This window comes from Bacillus sp. FSL W8-0223 (assembly GCF_038006805.1).
Lineage (GTDB): Bacteria > Bacillota > Bacilli > Bacillales > DSM-4216 > Bacillus_O > Bacillus_O smithii.
The window spans coordinates 1,897,237-1,918,227 of sequence record NZ_JBBOVX010000001.1; the positions used below are offsets into that span (position 1 = coordinate 1,897,237).

The 20,991-nt window shown below is 33.4% G+C and carries 26 protein-coding genes; 1 reads left to right on the forward strand and 25 read right to left on the reverse strand.

Annotated elements, in window-relative coordinates; genetic code table 11:
* Positions 1–22: 22 nt before the first annotated feature.
* The 19 genes from NST81_RS17630 to NST81_RS09340 form a co-directional block, all read right to left on the reverse strand.
* Positions 23–262, reverse strand: coding sequence for a distal tail protein Dit (locus NST81_RS17630; RefSeq protein ID WP_445662359.1), 240 nt, complete (start codon positions 260–262; stop codon positions 23–25).
* On the reverse strand, positions 259–3,015 hold the full coding sequence (locus NST81_RS09260) for a transglycosylase SLT domain-containing protein (protein ID WP_341029527.1): 2,757 nt from the start codon (positions 3,013–3,015) through the stop codon (positions 259–261). The genes NST81_RS17630 and NST81_RS09260 overlap by 4 nt, the downstream gene beginning before the upstream one ends.
* Before the next feature lie 309 nt (positions 3,016–3,324).
* Entirely contained in the window at positions 3,325–4,341 is a 1,017-nt protein-coding gene (locus tag NST81_RS09265) for a phage tail tape measure protein (protein WP_341029532.1), read from the reverse strand.
* 202 nt (positions 4,342–4,543) lie between these two features.
* A complete protein-coding gene (gene gpG, locus NST81_RS09270; protein ID WP_341029534.1) occupies positions 4,544–4,870 on the reverse strand; it encodes a phage tail assembly chaperone G in 327 nt (108 codons plus the stop codon).
* Between the two features lie 73 nt (positions 4,871–4,943).
* Complete coding sequence (locus tag NST81_RS09275) at positions 4,944–5,531, reverse strand: major tail protein (RefSeq protein WP_341029535.1); 588 nt, start codon at positions 5,529–5,531, stop codon at positions 4,944–4,946.
* A 55-nt stretch (positions 5,532–5,586) separates the two neighbouring features.
* Entirely contained in the window at positions 5,587–5,973 is a 387-nt protein-coding gene (locus NST81_RS09280) for a hypothetical protein (protein ID WP_341029536.1), read from the reverse strand.
* On the reverse strand, positions 5,970–6,344 hold the full coding sequence (locus NST81_RS09285) for an HK97-gp10 family putative phage morphogenesis protein (protein WP_341029538.1): 375 nt from the start codon (positions 6,342–6,344) through the stop codon (positions 5,970–5,972). The genes NST81_RS09280 and NST81_RS09285 overlap by 4 nt, the downstream gene beginning before the upstream one ends.
* On the reverse strand, positions 6,345–6,683 hold the full coding sequence (locus tag NST81_RS09290; protein WP_341029539.1) for a phage head closure protein: 339 nt from the start codon (positions 6,681–6,683) through the stop codon (positions 6,345–6,347).
* Positions 6,676–6,957 carry a head-tail connector protein gene (locus tag NST81_RS09295; protein ID WP_341029540.1) on the reverse strand — a complete coding sequence of 94 codons (282 nt, stop codon included), beginning with the start codon at positions 6,955–6,957 and terminating at the stop codon, positions 6,676–6,678. The genes NST81_RS09290 and NST81_RS09295 overlap by 8 nt, the downstream gene beginning before the upstream one ends.
* Before the next feature lie 53 nt (positions 6,958–7,010).
* The gene (locus NST81_RS09300) at positions 7,011–8,189 is read right to left on the reverse strand and encodes a phage major capsid protein (RefSeq protein WP_341029542.1); all 1,179 of its coding nucleotides are present in this window, start codon (positions 8,187–8,189) and stop codon (positions 7,011–7,013) included.
* A gap of 40 nt (positions 8,190–8,229) precedes the next feature.
* Complete coding sequence (locus tag NST81_RS09305) at positions 8,230–8,829, reverse strand: HK97 family phage prohead protease (RefSeq protein WP_341029543.1); 600 nt, start codon at positions 8,827–8,829, stop codon at positions 8,230–8,232.
* Positions 8,822–10,021 carry a phage portal protein gene (locus NST81_RS09310; RefSeq protein ID WP_341029544.1) on the reverse strand — a complete coding sequence of 400 codons (1,200 nt, stop codon included), beginning with the start codon at positions 10,019–10,021 and terminating at the stop codon, positions 8,822–8,824. The genes NST81_RS09305 and NST81_RS09310 overlap by 8 nt, the downstream gene beginning before the upstream one ends.
* 2 nt (positions 10,022–10,023) lie before the next feature.
* Positions 10,024–10,212, reverse strand: a complete 189-nt coding sequence (locus NST81_RS09315) for a hypothetical protein (RefSeq protein WP_341029545.1) — start codon at positions 10,210–10,212, stop codon at positions 10,024–10,026.
* A gap of 14 nt (positions 10,213–10,226) precedes the next feature.
* Positions 10,227–11,933, reverse strand: coding sequence for a terminase large subunit (locus NST81_RS09320; protein ID WP_341029546.1), 1,707 nt, complete (start codon positions 11,931–11,933; stop codon positions 10,227–10,229).
* Positions 11,926–12,420: a phage terminase small subunit P27 family gene (locus NST81_RS09325; protein WP_341029547.1), complete on the reverse strand. Its 495-nt coding sequence runs from the start codon at positions 12,418–12,420 to the stop codon at positions 11,926–11,928. Before NST81_RS09325 ends, NST81_RS09320 begins: the two co-directional genes overlap by 8 nt.
* 298 nt (positions 12,421–12,718) lie before the next feature.
* Positions 12,719–12,955, reverse strand: coding sequence for a DUF4236 domain-containing protein (locus NST81_RS17635; RefSeq protein WP_445662360.1), 237 nt, complete (start codon positions 12,953–12,955; stop codon positions 12,719–12,721).
* Between the two features lie 65 nt (positions 12,956–13,020).
* Positions 13,021–13,389, reverse strand: a complete 369-nt coding sequence (locus NST81_RS09330; protein ID WP_341029549.1) for an HNH endonuclease signature motif containing protein — start codon at positions 13,387–13,389, stop codon at positions 13,021–13,023.
* Positions 13,386–13,622: a hypothetical protein gene (locus NST81_RS09335; protein ID WP_341029550.1), complete on the reverse strand. Its 237-nt coding sequence runs from the start codon at positions 13,620–13,622 to the stop codon at positions 13,386–13,388. Before NST81_RS09335 ends, NST81_RS09330 begins: the two co-directional genes overlap by 4 nt.
* A 55-nt stretch (positions 13,623–13,677) precedes the next feature.
* Positions 13,678–14,145, reverse strand: coding sequence for a hypothetical protein (locus tag NST81_RS09340; protein WP_341029552.1), 468 nt, complete (start codon positions 14,143–14,145; stop codon positions 13,678–13,680).
* A 148-nt stretch (positions 14,146–14,293) separates the two neighbouring features.
* On the opposite strand from NST81_RS09340, the gene NST81_RS09345 reads away from it, so the two are divergent.
* Positions 14,294–14,932, forward strand: coding sequence for a hypothetical protein (locus NST81_RS09345; protein ID WP_341029554.1), 639 nt, complete (start codon positions 14,294–14,296; stop codon positions 14,930–14,932).
* Positions 14,933–15,011: 79 nt separating this feature from the next.
* Here NST81_RS09345 and NST81_RS09350 read toward each other — a convergent pair whose 3' ends face one another.
* The 6 genes from NST81_RS09350 to NST81_RS09375 form a co-directional block, all read right to left on the reverse strand.
* Positions 15,012–15,191 (reverse strand): hypothetical protein, encoded by a 180-nt coding sequence (locus NST81_RS09350; RefSeq protein WP_341029556.1) that lies wholly within the window; start codon positions 15,189–15,191, stop codon positions 15,012–15,014.
* 338 nt (positions 15,192–15,529) lie between these two features.
* The gene (locus NST81_RS09355) at positions 15,530–15,829 is read right to left on the reverse strand and encodes a hypothetical protein (RefSeq protein WP_341029557.1); all 300 of its coding nucleotides are present in this window, start codon (positions 15,827–15,829) and stop codon (positions 15,530–15,532) included.
* A 31-nt stretch (positions 15,830–15,860) separates the two neighbouring features.
* Entirely contained in the window at positions 15,861–16,133 is a 273-nt protein-coding gene (locus NST81_RS09360; protein ID WP_341029559.1) for a hypothetical protein, read from the reverse strand.
* 17 nt (positions 16,134–16,150) lie between these two features.
* Positions 16,151–16,684, reverse strand: coding sequence for an HNH endonuclease (locus NST81_RS09365; RefSeq protein WP_341029560.1), 534 nt, complete (start codon positions 16,682–16,684; stop codon positions 16,151–16,153).
* A 229-nt stretch (positions 16,685–16,913) separates the two neighbouring features.
* Positions 16,914–17,597 carry a Rha family transcriptional regulator gene (locus tag NST81_RS09370; protein WP_341029563.1) on the reverse strand — a complete coding sequence of 228 codons (684 nt, stop codon included), beginning with the start codon at positions 17,595–17,597 and terminating at the stop codon, positions 16,914–16,916.
* A 680-nt stretch (positions 17,598–18,277) separates the two neighbouring features.
* Positions 18,278–20,896 carry a hypothetical protein gene (locus NST81_RS09375; RefSeq protein WP_341029564.1) on the reverse strand — a complete coding sequence of 873 codons (2,619 nt, stop codon included), beginning with the start codon at positions 20,894–20,896 and terminating at the stop codon, positions 18,278–18,280.
* Positions 20,897–20,991 lie beyond the last annotated feature (95 nt).

Here is a 20,991-nt window from a genome sequence, read left to right on the forward strand (position 1 = left end):
TCAATTCATTACGGTATCTTAATTATACAAAAAAAGACTGTCGGCAAATCCGGTTTTTTCGGATTTGTCGACAGTCTGTATCCACGCTAAATGTGCGTGGATTGACTTTTCGTCTATAAAAATAGGTTCCTATTTTATCAGGAATATCCATCGTGACATTTTCGAGAGGGGGCATTACGTCACGATGGATTTCCGTAATAAAACAGTAATTAGACAATCTTATACCTTTGTAAATAACATCAAGTAAGTATGATGTCGTCATGCAAAGCTCACCCTCCCAGATGCTCTTGTTTTATTTAATTTCTGTCTCTTTAGCTCTTCGTCCATGTATTTGGATGTTGTTCGTGCTAACGCTCTACCATCCACTTCTATTGTTTGATTCTTCAACAATAACTGTGTTAAAAGGTCAATTTGTTGTTGCATTAGGTTTATTTGTGCATCTTGTCGTGCAATAATTTCATCATAATCATTATTTACAACAACTTGGCTACCATTTGGTACATCCAAAATTTGTTGTGTTTTAGCAAGAAGCTGTAATGCTCTTGCTCTTTTTGTTAATGGAATAACAACTTCCGGCTTATTTCCTTCGCCAATTCTTGCAATTTGTTCTGTCGTGACGAATCCACCATTTGCATAACCATGCCCCTGACCTAATGCGCTCAGTGATGGGCCGTATCTATGTTTTGCATAGTTTAAGGCAGCTAATAGGTTATCAAAGCCGTTGAAAATGTTGTCATGTCCAGGGAATTTATAAGCGTTAAATGTTGCGCTAATGGTTTGCATTAAACCTTTAGCTAAATCCCCACGAATGGTGTTGATATCAGTATAGCCGTGCTGGACTGCTCTAGGATTACCGCCTGATTCAGTGGCTATTTGTCTTAAAACCTTTTGAATCATACTTTCAGATGTAGAAAGACCGTTCATTTCTAAGGCTCTAATGACATATGGACGCCATCTTTGAACGCCAGAACCAGGAGGATTACCGCCACCAAAATCTAACTGTTTTTTAATCCAATTGACAGCACCATTTTTAACAAGGTTAATCATACCTTTAACAATGCCTAATGTTGGATTTACGATTCCAGACAGATTAGTAAACTTGTTAATTGCAATTTCAATTAGCTTTTTAGGATTAGAAGCATATTCCCAAACATCTTTAACAACATCTTTTGTTTTGGATGCAACACCTTTGACCTTATCCCATGTAGATTGTAGCCAGCCTTTACCACTAGCATATTTTGGTAACATGTTTAATAGTTGTGCTGTTGCGTCACCATTTAAAACAGATGAACCTTTTGGAAGATTTAAGATAGTTTCTTTCTCTGGTGAAAGGAACATTTGACCGTTTGGCAACGCAATTAACTCACGTTTGTTCTTACCGACACCATCAGATACAACAGCTAAACCGCCTTCATGGTTGTCAGTACCGTTTGCGTACTTAGGAATGTGCCATTCTGGTATTCTTAGCTTTTTAGGTGCGTGTACTTTATCCAAAATCCAGTTAATTCCAGATGAAACACCATTTACACCTTTTGCAAGTCCTTCAAGCATAAGTTTAGAAACAGTTTTCATGGCGTTTCCGATGGATTTAGCACCTTTTTTCAATGCATCTGCCATTTTTAAAGGTAATTTTTTGAATGTTTCTATCATGTTATTCCAAATCTTACCTGCACCGTCTTTTAAACCGTTAAAAATGTCTAATGCTCTTGTTCTCAAATTAGACAATGTGCTTGTTACTGTTTTAAATGCTGATTTAATAGGGTCAATGATGTGATTTTTGATGGCATTCCAAATAGTTTTAATGGAGTTTTTCATTCCATTGAAGATTGTTGTGGAATTTTTACTAATGTTGGAGAAATAAGTTTTGGTGTAGTTAACAATCCACTTAATAGGTGCGGAAAAGATATTTTTCATTGCGTTCCATAGGTTTTTAAACGCATTTTTAAACAGTCCAATAAAGGATAATGCACCTTTAAGCATCTTTCCAAACCATAATAATTGCATACCATTCCAAATAAACTGAAATGCACCTTTGAATAACTGTTTAATACCTTCCCACATCTTGTGCCAGTTACCAGTAAACAATCCAGAAAACACTTTAACAATGCCCATGATGACATTTAAAGCACCAGTTATTACACCTTTAATGTTATCCCATACGCCTACAATGATTGATTTAATCAGTGTCATTGCCACTTTAATAATTGGCGTTATTACTGTCATTGCAACTTTGACAGCATTGGTTAACATTTCAAATGCTGGCTTTACTTTTTCCTTGATTGTTGAAGCCAGATTATTAACAAAATCATGGAATGGTTTACTTTTGTTGTATGCTAAGACAAATGCACCAACTAGCAGTCCGATACTTGTAACCACTAATCCTATTGGATTTGCCAAGAATGCTAGGTTCATCAATCTGACAGCACCAGTAATGAGTTTAATGCCACTTACAATTTTTGGGGCAATCATTAAAATGTTACCTAATGAACCTGCAACCATGCCCATAACCATTGTTATCGGGGCTAATGAAGCTAGGAATGCACCAATTCCAACAGTTACACCTTGCATAGTTGGAGACATATTTTTAAATACTTCACCAAATTTCTTAATTTCGTTAGTAATTGGTGTTAATATTTTTGTTCCAATGTTAAGTAGAGTGTCACCAACTGGCTTTAATGCTAGTTGCAGTTCTCTCCACGCTTTATTAAATTTAGCAACTGGTGTGTTGTTTAATGCTTTTGATGCTTTATCTGTTGCACCTGCAACGTTATCAAAAGCATGATTGGTATTATTTAAGGATTCGATAACTTTTATAGAGTTATCTTCGCCAAGTGCTGACCAAAGATTAGACGCTAAAGTCAGCTTATCCTGCTGATTTTTCATGTTTTTCAGGTCATTAATGGCAGAGTTAAATACATCTTTTGTTGTTGCTTTGCCATCTTTAAACTTTTGGAACAATTCTTGTGTTCCTTTCGAGAATTGACCTATATTTTTTTCAAAACGTCCATCAGTCAAGCTAATTCCAAATTCTTTGACAAACCTTTATACCGCCACTTTCGTGGTACTTTAACACTCTTTATTTCAAGAGTCGGAGTAGACTATCTCTTCAACCCAATGGGTTGCCCTGCACTTCGCTATAAGGAATTTCACCTTAAAGCTACTTCCGTATGGAATAGTCGTTACACCTTCCGATTACTCGGCTTGGCACGATGTTACCATATCCTTTCGGACTTAGGCTTTCATCGTTAGCAGTCAATATGACCACACCCTAGATTTCTAGGTTCACAGGGTTTTCATCACATAGTTGCCTATGTGAGCGACTAATCATAAATCGTTAATTTTGTCAAAATTGTACGCCCCCGATTTTAGACCGTTATCTAAAATGGCGAACATTTCTTTTGCTGAAAAGCCATTTTGCGCCCATAATTGGCTGTATTCAGCAATGTTATCCTCTAATTCACCTGATTTATTAAGCCCTCGTTGTGCGCCAACAACCATATAGTCAAATGCTTCATTGGCTGACATGCCAAAGTTGGTCATCAGTCCGTTAATACCACGTAAAGATTCTTCTAAATCAGCACCTGTTATCTTAGAGAGTGTTAATGCTTTCTCTGTCACACTCTTTAACTGACTGTCATCGATTCCTTTTAAGTTTTGTTTAATCTTTACTACTGCTTCGCCAACTTGCTCTGTACTTTCACCGAATCCTTCTGCCCAAACTTGACCAGCAATGTTGCCTTGTTTTCTGGCTTCTCCTGCTGTAGCGCCTGTCATGGCTTGTATGCTGGCTGAAATATTAGATATTTCCGAACCAATCTTTGCACCTAAAGCAGAAATAGCAACAATAGGGGCTGTAAAGGCTTTGGTTAATGCGCCAGACCATTCACTTGCTTTTGATTGACTGTCTTTTAAACTACTGCCAATTGTGGATAGATGATTAGCAAAGGATTTATTACTGTTGTTTAATTCTTCTAATCTACTTTTAGTTTGTTGTAATTGACGTTCCCACGCACTCTGTTTTCTTACAGCGTCATTTAACTGTTTTGCAAGGTTAGTTAATTCTTTATCACCTGCTTTATAGGTTTTAGCTGCTTCAGCATATTTTTTTCTCAAAATTTCGATTTGTTTTTGATTTACAGCCATGACACTGTTTAAATCGTCTACTTGTTGTTCTAATTTGCCATACTCGTCTCCAGCATTTTTAAATACTTCAAGATTAGCCTTCATCGCGCTTTGAGCTTGTTTTATTTGATTTCTAATACCTTTTAAAGAATTAGCAAACTGCGTTCCTTCGAGCGAGATTCCTATGACCATGTTCCCTAAAGGTTTATTTCCTGCCAAAAAGACTCACCTCCCCATTAAATAGAGTTGTAAAATGCTTCTATATCGTCATATCTTGCTTTACTATTTGAATTATCATCCATTAAATTCAAAAAGCCGTGAATATCCATATTTTCGATGTCATTATACGTCCATCCATTTTCTATAAGATTTCTATAAACTTTATTTAAATTAGACAAGTATTCTTCAAAAGAGATTTCTTCTATTTTGTCGCCTGTTTTACTTGTTCCATCGCTTGCTTTTTTTTCGCTTCTCCACCCATTACTTGAGTAATGATTTCATTTAATACATCACCGATTTTATCTGCAGCAATTCCATCAAAAATGGAATCATAATTCACTTCTTCATTTCTAAATAAACTTGCTACAAGTGCAACCAATTCATCTAACTGTTCAAGTTCGTTCAATTCGCCTTTTTCCGTTTTCATTCCAAATTCGATTACTTTTCTCAAAGATCTTGCAGACACAAAGTTTTCAGTATATGTTTTTGTTTCGTCAGTTTCTGGATTATATAATTCAATTTTTAGCATGTTATTAACCACCTTTATTATTTTTTGTACAATAATAAAAGCTAGACACCGTTTAAGTGCCTAGCTTAAATCATTACGCTCCTGTAGTACCTGTATATCCGTTAAACACGAACGATTTAAATTGTTCAAAGTCAAAACCCGTATTCGATGTACGCCCTTTTGCGTAGACTAAACCATCCAGTTTTCTGCTTACAAAGGAACCACTCAAAGAACCATCTGTAGTATCGGCTTCTTGTCCTTTATCTTCCGCAGTTTTAAGGTCTGCACCGTCAGGATGTCCGAATACTCCTTTTAGTAATCCGATGTAGATATTATCATTTTTAAGTCCCTTTGTTTTCAAGATAACCGAAACGTATGGTGCAACAGTATCAGCACCCAATTGAATAACACCATTTTCAAATTTAGCACCAGAAATAGCTGCAATCACTTCGTCAGATAAATCAGCAGTATCTAAATCCAACTTAGGCGTTCCTGTACCAACTGCTGATACAAAGAATGGCACATTAGAAGCATATAATGTATTAGCTTGTGCTTGTAACCCACTTAGTTTTGCTTCAATTGTGCCACCTTCTTGTGCATTAATTGTATATACTGTTTTAATTGTCTCTGTATCTCCATCGTGAATTCCAATCATTACTTCTTCAAATCCAAGTGTAGCCATGTATTATCAATCTCCTTTTCAAATTTTTAAAATAAAAAACACTCAAAATGAGAGTTTATCCAAATTCAATATGTTGTGTTGTTCGATAACGTCTTAGCAATCTAAATAAATCAATGTCAGGATCTTTATCTAATGCCCCATTGTATTGACTCCAATAATTATTAGACATTAGAGTATCTAATGCAGTTTGAATATTGTCTAATGTCTTTAAATCTTTTGCCCAAACATCGACCTGAACACTAAAAACGAGAGAAAAAGGTTTATTTGATGCAAAATCTTGTTGATAATCACTAATTTCATTGATTCTTACAATCGGTGCATTTTCTACTTTTTGATAATCTTCCGGCACATCAATTGTAAAAATCATGTCTGGATTTATAAGGCTTGTGATATTTTCATCATTTATTAACAAGTCATAGACTACTTTAACAGGGAGTGTCACAATCCTAACCCCCTTTTAAATTCTTCTGCCATAATTCTCATAATTTCTTCTTGCATTTCTTTTTCTGTTCGCTCAATAAAATGTTGAGGGCGTTGTTTGATTGTTCCCATTTCAATAAAATGAGCGCGCCAAGCCGTTTCTTTTCCGTATCCGACATAAATTTCACCATATTGGTCAACACCGGAAATAGCAATGTCGTCTTTCATGTGCTTTTCATTGCCATCTGTCGTGTCAATAGGTGTATTTTTTCTTAATCTTTCAGCAACGGCTTTTGCTGCTTCTTTTAAACCTTTATTTCTAACTTTATTTTCTTGTACAACCATCCTTTTTAATGCTTGATCAATTGTTTTAGTATCAATTTTAACACCCAATTAAGACACCGCCTTGCAGATAATCACATCAAATTCTTTGTTTTGTAAGTCAGGATTAATACTTACAATCTCGTATCTAATGCCATTATGTTTAACTGTCATGTCATTCTTAATTTCTGCTGGTTGTTTATGTCTAATCACAAATGTGATAGTGTTTTCCAGTGCAGTACCAACTGTTACTTGAATTTCTTTTAAATACTGGATTCTAACACTAGCCCAACATGAAAAGACTGGTTCGTCATCAATCTTTGGTGTTCCATAATCATCTTTCGTCTGTACTTTTTTATAAAATGTAATACGTTCATTCATTTTCCCTGCAGACGTTATTTTTTTAGGCATTGTTAATCAGCCCTCTTAATTGTTGGATAATTGCTTGTACACCAAATGGTATATCCTGTAAATTAATATCAGAGGTTGCAGATCTGTTTTCATACCAGTGAGAAACGAGAAGTGCTGTGGCATAATCAAAACGTGGATCAATTTTATAGGAATCGTCTGTGCTATCAATAGAACCTTGTATGTATGATTCTGCTACCGATTTAAGATATGTGAGAAGATCATCGTCTAAATCATGATCTATTCTTAAATAATTCTTTAGTTGTGTTAATTCCAATATCATCACCTACAATTCAAAAAGGAAGATGAATTGAATCATCTTCCCTTAGATTATCCTTCGGTTGGTAATTGTAGAGTTACAAAATACCCCGCATTTGCATCGGCTTGTTTAACGTCAAAACGAATAAATGATGCAAGTATTTGTCCATAAATATAGTTATCGACCCACTGCACAGATGCTTGTTTACGATCTGCAAAGAATACACCTGCTCCAACATCGCCGATAAATGCTTTCATGTCTCCTGCTACACCTAGTAATTCGTCTTTTACAACGAAAACATTACGACCAAATAATTTATAGCCTGATGGTGCTGTGATGTCCTGCTGCAAAAGATATTTTCCATCATTGGATTTCATCGTATCGATAGCATTTAGGAAACTTTGTGTACAAACAATAGACACATTGTAAGCAGGATCAATATCAACATTTAAAATGTGTTTAATATCGTCTAAATTCGTAACTGTTTTTGCTGTAAAAGATTTTAAAACTTCGGCAATTTTGGCGTTAGAAGTATTTAAAACTTGTTTTTGGATGTGTTTTGATACCAAACTAGCTAAATTAATACCTGAATCCTCTAACGCTTCTTGAGAAATCGGAATTGCGCCACGATAAGTGACAATTTTATAATCAATTTCCGTAAAATTAGGTTTTGCCAATTCTGGATTCTCTGCTAACTCTTCTACACTTAGTAATACATCAGATGGATTAGCTAACACTGGATAAGAACCACTACCACGATTTACAGATACAACATTAGCCAATTTGCGTAAATCAACTACCGTTTCTGGAGTTTCTTGCGGAGCAATTTGAATATCTTCTGGAATAACAGCTTGTGCATCAACTGTTTTTACTCCTGCGCGTTCTTCTCCTTTTGTACGAATATATTGCTCGAATGCTCGTACTTCTTCGTTTTCAGGTTTCAAAATTTCTTTTTCTTTTGGCATACTTCTCATTTCTCCTTTTTTTTGATTTGATTTTTGTTCTTGTTGTGGTTGAGGATCTTGCGATGTGTCCTCTGGTTGCAATCCAGCTAAATCTTCAAGCTGTTTCAATTCATCTTGGAGACTAGTAATCTTTTGTTTCAATTCATCAATCTGTGCTTTTAAATCAGTAGCGCCCTGCAAATCTCCATTTGCTGCTCTTTCTTGCGCTTCATTAATTTTTGCGTTGACTTCTTCACGTTTTTCATTTAACTGAGAACGTAATTCCTTAATTTTTTCATCCAACATTTAACATCCATCCTTTCTTTGCATTAAAAAAAAGCCACTGTTAATCAGCGACTTCCAAAAAATCCTTATCTAGTTTTAGTTGAAAAAGTAATAACTCTTTTCGTTTTTCAAACTCTTGTTTTACTTGATTTAAATTTCTTGTTGCAACAGCAACTGAACTTGCTTCATAAGCCGGATAAGTAACAACTGAAACATCAAATAAACTTTTAATCTTCTTGATCGTCCTTTGATACATTCCTGTTTTCGGATCTTGTCTAAACTCGTCGCCATTATCATCAATAATGAATCCAAAAGAACACTGATTGATGTTACCTGCTTTGATATTCTCATATAAGTCATTAGCGTAAGACGTATTAGGTAACTCACATCTAAAATGCAATCCAACATCATCCACTTTAAGCTGTAATGTTCCTGCTGTTGTTCGACCAATCACCTTACTGGAGTCATGATCAATTAATGCTCTTACATCACTCATATCAGTATCTTTTAATGCTTCTGGCTTAATTGTCTCGATAAAACCGCCTAAATCATTTGACCAAGTGTTAAATTTTAATGCATAACCCTCAATAATCTTCTTGGATTCATCTGCTCTTGTCTCCAAATCGGTGACATCTAAATACCGTTTTTCCAATTCATCCATTAGTATCACCACCTTTTACGTTATCTCCTAGCGATTCAGCATACGTATAATTAAGCGAAACAATACGTTTATCAATATTCGGATCACCGATAGAAGGTATGTAACCTAATTTTTCTTGAGCTTGTCTAAATGAAATAATACCTGCTTGCAATTGTTTAATAATGGTTTCAGACAATTGCTGTGGATCTAATTTCAATAAACTATCCACGTTAAAAGTAAATGTTTTACCCATTCTAATATCTTGATAATCTAACAATTTTACGTTTAACTCATTAATCCAATTGGAAAATAACGGTTGAAGTGTGTATTTGAGGAAGGTTGATTCTGCCTGTGTATTTGATGTGTGCGCTTCGTCAATTTGGAACATTGACAATGGAATATTAAAAGCTTTTGCAACACTTGCTGTGTTTATATTGTTGGTGGAAGCAATATATTGGAGAATGGAATTATCTACTGTTAACTGTGTGTAGTCCATTGTATCATCCATGACAAGCGTTCTTCCTGCATTATCGCCCGTATTGGATGATTCAAAGGCATCTCGAATATTGTCCTTTGCTTTCTTGTCCAATTGACCACCGTGGACTTTTAAGATACCAGATGGATTTAACGCACCTTTATAGAACGATGTAATTAATTTACGTGTAGATTCTTGTGACTTTAACTCATTGACCAAAGAATGTAACGGAGATATACCAATTAATCCGTCTGATGTAACATTGTATCTAAAATGCAGAACATCATCTGGTTTTAAATTAATTGAACCACCACTTTCTGGATTAAATGTATAGTTAATATTTACACCATCAGTCGTTATTGACATCTGACCATACGGCAAATACTGCAATTCTACTGGTATTCCGTTTGCTCTTTTTATTTGTGCAAATGAGTTACCTGTTAACAACATTTGCACAGCCATTATTTTTTTAAACTGAAACGCTGTCATATTACGATTTGGTTTGATGTTTAATAAATAATATAAGTCACTTTGATTATCTGCGATGTTGTTCTGTTTTAACTCAATGGGATAGGTTGCTAATCCATTTGAAATCACTTGTATAGCAGTGTAAACATCAGAATGTCTCAAAGCTCTGATACCGCCAAATGAGTCATTTTCTATAGATGCTGCTACGATGGAATCCAAAACGAATTGATAATTATATGAGCGTGTTTCTCTTCGTTTTCCGAACAACATTTCTATTTATCACCACCTTTATCAAGCAATAAGGCGATGATAATAAGAAATACACCTGTAATCACTAATCCTACAATTGTATTAAATAAAAACGCTGCAGTTGATATTAAAACCAATCCTAACAAAAATAAAATAGTGTGAATATTCAATAATATTAAATTAAAAAAGGTCAATAATGATTTTAATTGCATCTTATCACCGCCCTTTAGAATGAGATGTTATTTATATCGTGATAAAATTCGTTTAGATCAGTTGTGTCTTCTTGATGGTACATGGATTGTGTCCATGCGTTTATTAGTGCTGCAATCGGATCTATCTTGTTCCTATTTTTTTCTTTATCAATTTGAACAGTATCATTCACTTTTTTCAAAATGGCATTGTTTACTGCAATGGTTAATAAAGGATTATCATTATGTATAATTTTCTGATCGTAAACTTTTAATTGGAAATCCCTTGTAGCTGGAGAAAGAGTTTTTGCACCTTGTCTTACTTCAATGAGAGGATATTTTTCTTCTAAATCTGTAATAAATGGCGGGGAAGTATAAGGGTCATACATGATACCTTTGACATTCCAATTATATTTCTCCACAATGTCATCAATAAATTGGATAATATCTTTGTAATCAATGATTCCAGATTCTTTTGTTGTGATTGTACAATAACCTTGTTGTTCCAATTTCTTGTAATCTATCTTATCACGCTTGATTTTATTCTCTAATCCACCTTTAGTACCGACAAAGGAATGTGAGTCAATAAAGAATTTACCATCAACTGGAACAACCCAACTAATAGCTGATAAGTCATTTGTCCTACTTAAATCAGCACCAATATAGACATCTTTACCATATAAATTAGGCTGATAATCTATAGCACAATCCTTCCATTCAGCGCCTTTTAAAAATGATTCTTCTGAAGCTGATTGCCACATATTAAAGTTTTTAACCAAAGTTAATTGTAAATTATCTTTTGTTCTTGCTTCTTCTAACTTTTTACGCAAAAATTTAAGCATCCTATTACGGATGCTATCAACTTCTAATAATGGATTTGATTTAATCCAAAGCGACTCATCATTTATTTCTTCTTCACTTTCTTGTTCATAGCAAATGGCAAAATAATTATCGTTCTTAACTTCACCATTTAATAATTTTGTTATATACGGGTATTCAATCGAATACATAACACCATTCAGCTTTTCACCTGCTGTGCTAATTATAATAATTAATGGTTGTTCTTGTTGAGTTTGTGACGATTCCAAAACTTCCATCATTCTGTTGTCAATAGAAGTATGATATTCATCAAGGATTCCAAGTAAAACATTCAAACCATCCAAGTTATCGACATCTCGTGATAATGGCCTTAATACACTATTTGTTTCATCATATCGAATTTCATTTCGTACAATTTTTGTGAGTTTTCTTATAGTTGATGATTTTGAACGAATCTTTTTAAGCTGAGCAACAACCATGTTGAAAACAGCCCTTGCCTGTTCTTTAGAATTGGCTGTACAATAAATTTGTCTATCTAATTTAGGATACTCGCCATATAACAACTCAAACAAAGCAATTCCAGCAATTATCATGGATTTACCCTGTTTTCTTGCCATACTTATGTATGCTTTAGTAAATCTCCTATAACCTGTTTCTTTATTTCTCCAGCCCTGTAAGCTACCAATAAGAAATTTTTGAAATAAAGCAAGTTTTGTTGGCTTACCAGTGCTAACATCTGGCAATAATTCTATAAATCTAATGATCTTATCAGCTTTTTTAATGTCAAAATAATAGGGATAATTAGGATCATCTTTTGATTTCTCTAAATCATCCAAATGCCTTTGACATGCTTGTTTAACTTTTTTGCCTGCAATAATTTCACCATTGACTATTTTTTTTGCATAAATTGTTGTATAATCAATCATCAGACATCAATTCAGCAAATGGATCGCTGACTTCTTCCTTATCATCTTTACTTTGAGCAATAATACGCATCCGGCTATCTAAAGATAAACCTAAACTACTGGCAATGGACTTTATTTCCTTCGAGATTTGTAACATCGCACGAAAATTTTCGTTTTGCTTGGTGACGGGTTGACCCTGAGAGCCTTCTGTTGTGATTACTACACCTTCTTTTTTAACTCTTTTAGAAGTCTCAACAAATAAGGCGTAATAGTTACAGTACATTGCAACCATTGCTAAGTCGAGATTAGCGATAGGTAACTGTTCTAATAACGGAACGATTCTTTTCCATTCTTTTTTTGCCGCTGCAGATAAATAAGATGGAATATCGTCAACATCTAATTTTTTAAATTCGGCTAACATCTTTTCTCTTTCTAATCTTTCTTCGAGTTCTTCCTTTGTAAAATGTTTTGAGGTGGTTTTAGTTAGTTTTGGCTTTCTGCCCGGCATAATTTGATCATCTCCTTTCGTGGGGGTAGAATAGGGGATTAAATTGGGGAAATGGAAAATTGAAGGAATTGCAAAAAGGGAATTTTCCGCGAAGAAAAGGGGGCGCCGATTAATTATTCACAATTTTACCAAGCCCCACACAATATATGGGGTCTTATCGACTTAACAACACAATATATATTGTTATTAATTCTAACAAATGAATGTTTATACATTATATTGTATATTTATTCATTATAATGTATAACTAATCATCTTTAACAAAATAAAAAGGTTAACAGAACATTCCTGCTAACCCTTATCCTTCTTTTCTGCTACCAAACAACAATTCAAATAATGATGGTTTCTTTTTATTCTTACCTATCTTATGTGTATGAGTATAACTTACGCTTCCATTACCCACACTTGTATTAATGTAACCCTTACTACTAACACTTGCCCTTACACCTTTTGTTCCTGCACTGATACCTACAGACTTCCTGCTCACATTTAATCTTACATTCTTTGTTATTGGTATCCTAACCCTGAATCCCAATACACAATCATCCCTTTGTTTTAATATTTAATTAAATGTTAATTGATTTAATTTTACAATAAATTTTATGTGATATCAATTTTATTATGAATGCCATTATGACATTCTCGACATACCGCCTGTAAGTTATCGTAATCCAATCTTTTATTCCAGTCATCCCTGACCTCAATCTTATGATGGACGATTTTAGCCTGCTTAACTATTCCATTAACCAAACACCTTTCACATAATGGATGAGCTGAAATATAAGCATTCCGTAAATCACGCCATTCCTTGCTTGCATAAAACTTAGCATACTTCTCGTTATCTCTATTCCATCTGACCTGCTTATTATATTCCTTATCTCCATAACCTTTATGCTTCTCGCAATACTTCTGTTCATAATCAATTAACTCTCTACAACCTGGCTTATTACATCGTTTCTTTGGTTTCATTTTTCCACTACTTCTTTATCTTTTTTGATTTCTTTAATAATTGGTTCCACTTCTTTATCTAAACCTGCAACATATTTAATAAAAATCTCTGGCAGCCTACTAAATTCGTCATCAGTTTCCCAATCAAATCTGACTCTTATTAACCCTTTTGTATCCAATCTTTCGCCTTTGTAATAAACTCTTGGTACACTCGTATATTCGTCTAATTCAATTTTTAACAATGGTTCATTCATTTTTTAACTAACTCCTCTCCCATTAACACAAAAGAAAAAGCACCGCAATGGGTGCTTATTTTTCATCATACTTTAAACTATTTATTAGAGCATTAAAAAATACCGCTGTTGAACGCAATTGTATAGCTTTAGTGTATACCATTGCTGAATATGTTGTTATCCCCACAATTAACATAATACTCGAAATTATTCCTACCATTCTGTTTATTTCTTTTAGTAAGGAATACATACTTATTAAAAACCCGAAAATCCCAAAAAGAGGAGGGAAATGCTTCGAGGGATCGTATGATTCCTCAAATTCTTTTGCTCTTGCTTTAACAATTGATCGTTGAGTTTTATCCATTCTTTCTAAAGCTTTAATATTATTGTTAATAGCTTCAAAACTTAATGGTGATTTTTTAGGGAACAAATGATAGTCAATAAATTTTTTTAATTCTTTATTATTTTTCCTAGTTATTTCAATTAAATCATTAATGAAAATATTATTTTCGATAGACACATTTGATTGAGACGACTCTGTCATTAATTTTACCTCCCTCATCTACTTCATTTCGACAAAAGGAGACTATTTTCCTTCTATTTGATAGAAAAAGGAGGAATTTAGTACTATTTTGTCAAATTATTAATTCGGAAGAAGTAGTAAAATAGTCAGATTTAAGGAGGGAATTATATTGTACAATTGTATTAATCAAGAAACCCTAATTACTGTTATCCCTACTTCTAGACATGGCAAACCTTACGATATTGCCAGAGTAGAAGCATTGTTTCAGTTAAAAGAATCAATTACACAAAATGATCCTTTATTAGTTCCTCAGATGGAACTAATTCCAAAAGAAGTTCTTGAAATGTTAAAACTGTCTCGTGTCAATCTCGCTCCAATGCCAGAATCGTATGTTACTCAGGCATTAAGTGATTTTGCAAATGAATCTGGTGATCCCAACAGAGAACAGGAAACAAGAGAAGATGCGATGTTAGGTTTGGTAAGAAAATACCTAAGTAAAGTAACTCCTCAACAAATTGGTAATGATTATTATTACAGAGTTAGTTACGAGTATACTGTATATCCAAACGAAAAAGGGTCGTTTTTGTTATATGCTGCTGTACCTTTCAAGGGGTTTACTGTGCCTACAGGAAGTCAAATAAGATTTGTTTCTATACTTCCAACAGGATCAACTGTTGTTTCTACCACTGGGACTGATTTAAATAAGCAAAATATAAAAGTTGACCAAGACGATGTTGCTCAAGGTAAGCCTGTCATTAGTTATTTTTGGCAAAATGATCCTGAGTTTACAGTAGAATATAAATACTAATTAAAATCACACTACTTCTTCCTGCCGAGATTTTAGATCTCGGCATCCTTATTAAAAATATAAATCATCTTCAATTATATTAAACATACATCACATTAAGCTCATAAGCTTTTTCAATATTTACTTTAACTACACCAAAACCTTTACGTTTATATTCTTGATAGATTTCTTCTGCTTCTTTTTCTGTATAAAAACGGAGAAAATCAATGGTTTTACCACCATTAAAGTTATCTGTTAAAACAACACCATATTGTTTCAACTTAAGCACTCCTTTTCTTAAATACTATAAAATTAAAATGTACAGTATTTACTGTCCGAAATGTAACTCCTTGTCGGCACAAGTGGCGCACGTATAAACGCCTGAAAGTTACATCAGCATTCCTGCACCCACTGGTATCTACTTAATCCTATCGACCCTCCTGCACAACCCATTAATTTAATGGCGGGCGGGGAACACTTTACAATAGGCGACCAAGCTATCCTCGATCCTTCATTAAGTAGACACCAATCGATACAGGAAAAACGTAATTATAAATAGAGTCGAGACACATCCCGACTCTATACATGCATATCCGCAGACATACGTGCTCACCCTTCTTAATTACTGGAAACATATCTTAGTATATTTGGCGCTTCTTCTGTGTCCCAATTTAAATTGAGTGATTTAAGGTCGATCCATTCGCCATCTTTTGTTGTTGTACCCATATTAAATTTTTCGTCTTTATTTTTGTTGATAAATTCAAGAACGTCTTTATTTGTAATGCCCATTTCTTTTGCAGTATTTAAGAGCGTAAATAAAACTAGTTCTTTCGAATATTTTTCGTTTGATTCATAGTAAAATTTATTTTGTTTTGAACTTTTATCAATATTTACTCCAACAAAAAAGTTTTCTTCCATGCTTACCACTCCTTTATTTAACGGGTTCATCTTATTTTAATTTCCTACAATCTTCATAAATTTTTTTAAATTCATTAGACAAATTAATCATTAAAATTAAATCGTTAAGTTTATCTAAATCAATTTCCGAGTAAAGTTCCTCGATTTTTAACAAATACATTTTAATAAGATTTATTTTACTCAAATTTTTTTCAAGAATTTTAACTTTTTCTTTGGTTTCCATTTCGATTGCGAGATCAATTGTTTTATCTAATAATTCTATTACACTATCTAAATTTTCCATATTTTCTTTAAATTCATTCATCATTATCTTCCTCCTATTTATGCGTATGTATAACCTAAACACACATTCTGTATCGTTCTTGCACTTACTCCCAGTTCTTTAGCCTTTTGCTTATACCAGTCACACTTTTTGTATTGTACATCTTTAAACTCGTCACGTAACTTTTCTGCAACCTCATGTCCTAATCGAATAGTATCCGTCCACATATTTCTATTTTTTTTGTTTGCTTCGCTTGTTACCAATCTCAAATTTTCGATTCGATTATCGTTTGGATTTTTATTAATGTGATCGACTTCTAGTCCCATTGCTCTCCAATCCTGCTTTGTAATACCCATATAACTACTCATCACAATTTCGTGTATGTATAAACGTTTGTAATGACCTTCATCATTTTTTAAAGTGGTCATCAAATAATTACTATTATCTCCTGTTCCCTTAGCATCAACGCAGAGCCACTGGTTTCTAATCAAACTATATACATTCCCACTTGGACAATGGACAAGATAATTTTTAAACCCGATCAAAGGTGTCATCTCATCCCTTACATCATTAAAATTTGGTACTTCTTTCATCTATCTTCCCCCTGTTTTTTATTGACTTATTATGTATTGACTGTTATTATATAATTGAATTATTATGTACATTTTTAATAAAAAACACGTTTAACGTCATAAACGATTCCGTCTTTATCAACCTTATATTCCAACGTGACTTTCTTATTTTTTAAATTTTTATCCTCTTTCTTATCCATCTTTTTGCCCTCCACAAACAAAAAGAGAGCTACGATTATGTAACTCTCTGTCATCCGATTTTCGCATATCTTAACTTTTGTCCATATGACCTATTATTAATCTCGTCAATATCCCTTAAAATTTGTTCCGTTAATTCGATAATGTTTTCACGTTCCGCACGGTAACCACGCTTTTTAGTTTTATAAAGATTATCTTCACGTATTTTTAATGTTTCAATAATTTTATGTAAACGTTTAATTCTCATATCTTTATCCATTGCTTTACGACTGTAATTTAAAAATCGCTCATAATCCTTGAATATATCTTGACTTTGTAAAAATGTTTTTGTAACTCTTTGAGATGTTGAAAATTTGACTTTTGCATAATCTTCCTCATCCAACTCACTTTTTTGATTCATCACCAAATCAATTTCTTTGAGTTGAGCTTCCATTTCATTAAATTGATTGATATAATCAATTTTAAACTTTAATGCTTTTGCTCCAGTAAATCCCATAGCAAGTAATGTAAATCCATCTTTTGTTAATTTAAATTGTGGGTAAACTTTTCCTCTTGAAGTATAAGAATCTTCAATAAAATAATTTTTAAAACTCACAGCCGAATTTTCGTCCGTCAAATTTCTGATTATTTCTCTTATACTTTCTAGTACATGCTTATGTTCTTTTCCAAAATCCTTCGCTACTTGTCTGCTTGTTGTAAAAACTTCTCCATTTTCTATAAACACTAAATTCGCCATAACATATCACGTCCTTTTTATTATTTTTTTATAGGGGTACATGGCAAATACCCTTTCAGCAGGGCTAAAGCCCCTATTCTCTAGCCCTACTGGATATGTTATGGCTAGAGCAGGATTTTACCCACTCCTGAAAGAGTATTTTAAATAGTATTATTAATTTAATGGACAGTACCCATTAATTTGAGGGCATCTCACCCCTCCATTTCCTCACTGTTGTTAGAGCATCTCACCTCTAACCAATTCACTGTTTGAAGGTTTTTTAGTCCGACATAGCAGACATTGGATGATAATGCTATCCCTGCAGAATATTTAATTGTTAATGAGCCCCTTTTAGACTCTAATTATCGGGCAAACAAAAAAAGTTAGGAGAGATTTTAAGGGAGAAGATAATATTGGAGGAATTTTAACAGAAAAACTCGTTTACCCGATAATTACAATCCAAAAAACCGTTGATTAATTATTATTTGTATGATACTGTATAATTGGATTATATTGTGCATTTTTAATAAAAAATTAAGAGGGGAAAAAGTCATCTACTATGGGTTAATCCCATTCGATGCCACGACAAAATGACTAGCCTTCGTGTTCCAGTTCCCCCTCCATATAGTCACTTAAAAAAATAACTAAAATCCCCATAAATTAGGGATTTTAGCCATATAGGGTGTACGATTTTAGTAGTTTTATTTTTTAAAAGCGTTTAAGAAAACATCTCGTTGAGTTCGAAATAAAAGATTCATCAATCTTAAAGCCCCTTTATTATCTTCTAACTGGTCACTAACCATTTTTAAAATGGAATACATCGTATTCTCATTCACCTTTAATTTTTTTAATTTTTGAATTGCTTCATCTGTTTCTTCCTCAATTCTATTGTACATCTCATCTTCATTGCCACCAGCCGTCTTAATGGCTGCAATATTATTTTCTAAATCACAAGCTATTTCTTTCGCTCTTTTTCTTTGTCCACGATGTGCTTTATTATTATCTTTTTTAACCAACAAATCAATCAATTTTATTGGTTCTTTTCTGTCTGCTCTCTTTAAATTGGACATAATATCGTAAAGATAATCCATCGGGCAATCGTAATGTGTAAATTTTGTATTATCGTTTTGAGTAACATTTCTCCAAAAGTCAGGCTTTAATGTAACTCCATCTTTATTAGTCTTTAAGTCTAATTTGTTTCTAACTATTTTGATTTGCTCGCTAATATCAATGTCGTACTGACGCTTTGCATTATCGATAGCACAGCCTGATAATATTGTCATGACATCCACTGTTTTTAACAATTCTTTTATTTGCTTATCTTCAGGTTTTAATCCATTGCTTAACTTATCCCAATACAAACTCATCGCTAACTGGCCAGTGTTTACTACCTCACCGATCCAATTTTGTGACTTGCTTAATTTATTATCGATTTCAGCCATATCCTCTAGTGTTAAACGATATTCTGTCTTATCTGATGGAATCCCATTTACACAAACATTATAATTGCCAAAACACTTATCTGCTAATTTTAACAACGTCTCATCGTCAAACAAAACAACCGTATCACTATCAAAATCGCTGCCACTAAGGATATTAGGTAAATTAAAGTTTATTGTATTAACGACAACAATGTTAGGTGTTAAGTTAAAGTATGTATCAATATCTTTGTTATATGTATTCTTTACTTTAATCACATTGGACTGACTTGTATGTGGGTTACGGAATCCAACTAATTCTTTATCAAAATCAAACAACGTTGTATATATTTCGTTTCCTTTAAGTGCTAATGGTTTTGTTATCTGTTCCCCTACCGCGTAATACAAATATTCAACAAGGTTTCCTGCCATCACACAGTAGTCACCAACTAAACGAATTTTACCTTTTTTAACATGATTCACATAATTTTTAATAGTTGATTTCCTAAAGTCCCTAAATATCTTATTCCTAACTATGTTTTTATTAATCTTATACAGCTCAATAAACATTTCATTAGCATTGACAGCATTAGCATTTTCTTTTATGTATTTAATAAACGTTTCATCATCATTTTTTAATTTCATTATGTAATCACGTTCAAATTCGCTTAATTTTTTAATATCTTCCCTTGTGGCTGGTAAACTGTTTAACATTTGATACGACATTTGTTGCAACGGTTTACCATCTTTATACCCGTGCTTCGTTGGTTTTTCGTGTTTAACAATGCCGAATATTGACCCATCTTCTTTAACTCTGTCTTTCCACCATTTCCACATATCCTTTTTGTCACCAATCAGATGACTAAATTTTAATGCCTTTAAGCAGGTCGGATTTATAACCATCTTCACATTGCTTGCTTTAATTTGGTTTCCAAACATGTCTTTTATGTACCAAGTATCATAATCAATATTGTTTTCTTTCGCATAATCCTTTAAAAATTGTTGTATATTCGTATTAAAAACCGCGGCTTTAAAGAAGTGATGTCGTAATAGCATCATCCCTTTGCCTTCCATTCGACCAGTAAACAAACTGGTATCTAACAGCCCTTCTCCATCGAAAATATTGTTTTTAATCTCAATCGTTCTCTCGAAGCTATCTAAGTTTCCATCATCATTTTTCTTAATGACATTGACTTTTTCTTTAAATTTACTAATTACTTCATCCACAATCAAAATTGAATCAGGATCAATCTTAACTGTGTCCTCAATGCTACTAGCAATCAATGATTCATAAGCGAGTAATCCAGCTAAATCAATAGACTGTCCTTCTTTCAAAGGAAGATTCATTCTGCTCCATTTGGTCATCTTATCGTGTAACTCTTCCTTAATAAACCATGCTTGCCCTTGACGACTCTTAGAAGATGACCGTTTGTAAAATAAGTATTTTATTTGTTCTACCTCGCCTGTTTTCTTATTGATTTTGTTAATCGTGAATCCTTCTTTATACAATAGCTTTCTCAATTCTTTACTACTCACTTCTTGCCAATCATCTGGATTAGATTCGATTTGTTTAACATAATCAATTAATTTTTGTTTGTATTCCTTATCGGTTGTTGATTCAATTTTTTTATTAAAAATTTTGATCAACTCTTTGGCTGATTTGACTTTTTGTTTAAATTTAACGTTGATGACATCATTACTTAATTCCTTATCTTTGTTGTATTTTGACTTAAATGTTGTAAATTCTTTTTGCTTGCGTAATTTACGTAATTCTAAGGAATCTGGTATCATTCCAACATAGTCAAAACGGATTTTTTGATCATGAGTCATATGGTTATAGATATCACTTGCTTCTAATGATGGAATGTAAATATTGTTATTAGTTTTGATTTGATTATTCATTAAGTATCTTCTCCCTTACAATTAAAATTTTTGATTGAGTCGAAGGCGCCAAGCCTGAGACGAAAAGGGCTTCGCAACTCGTTTGCGAAGTCCTA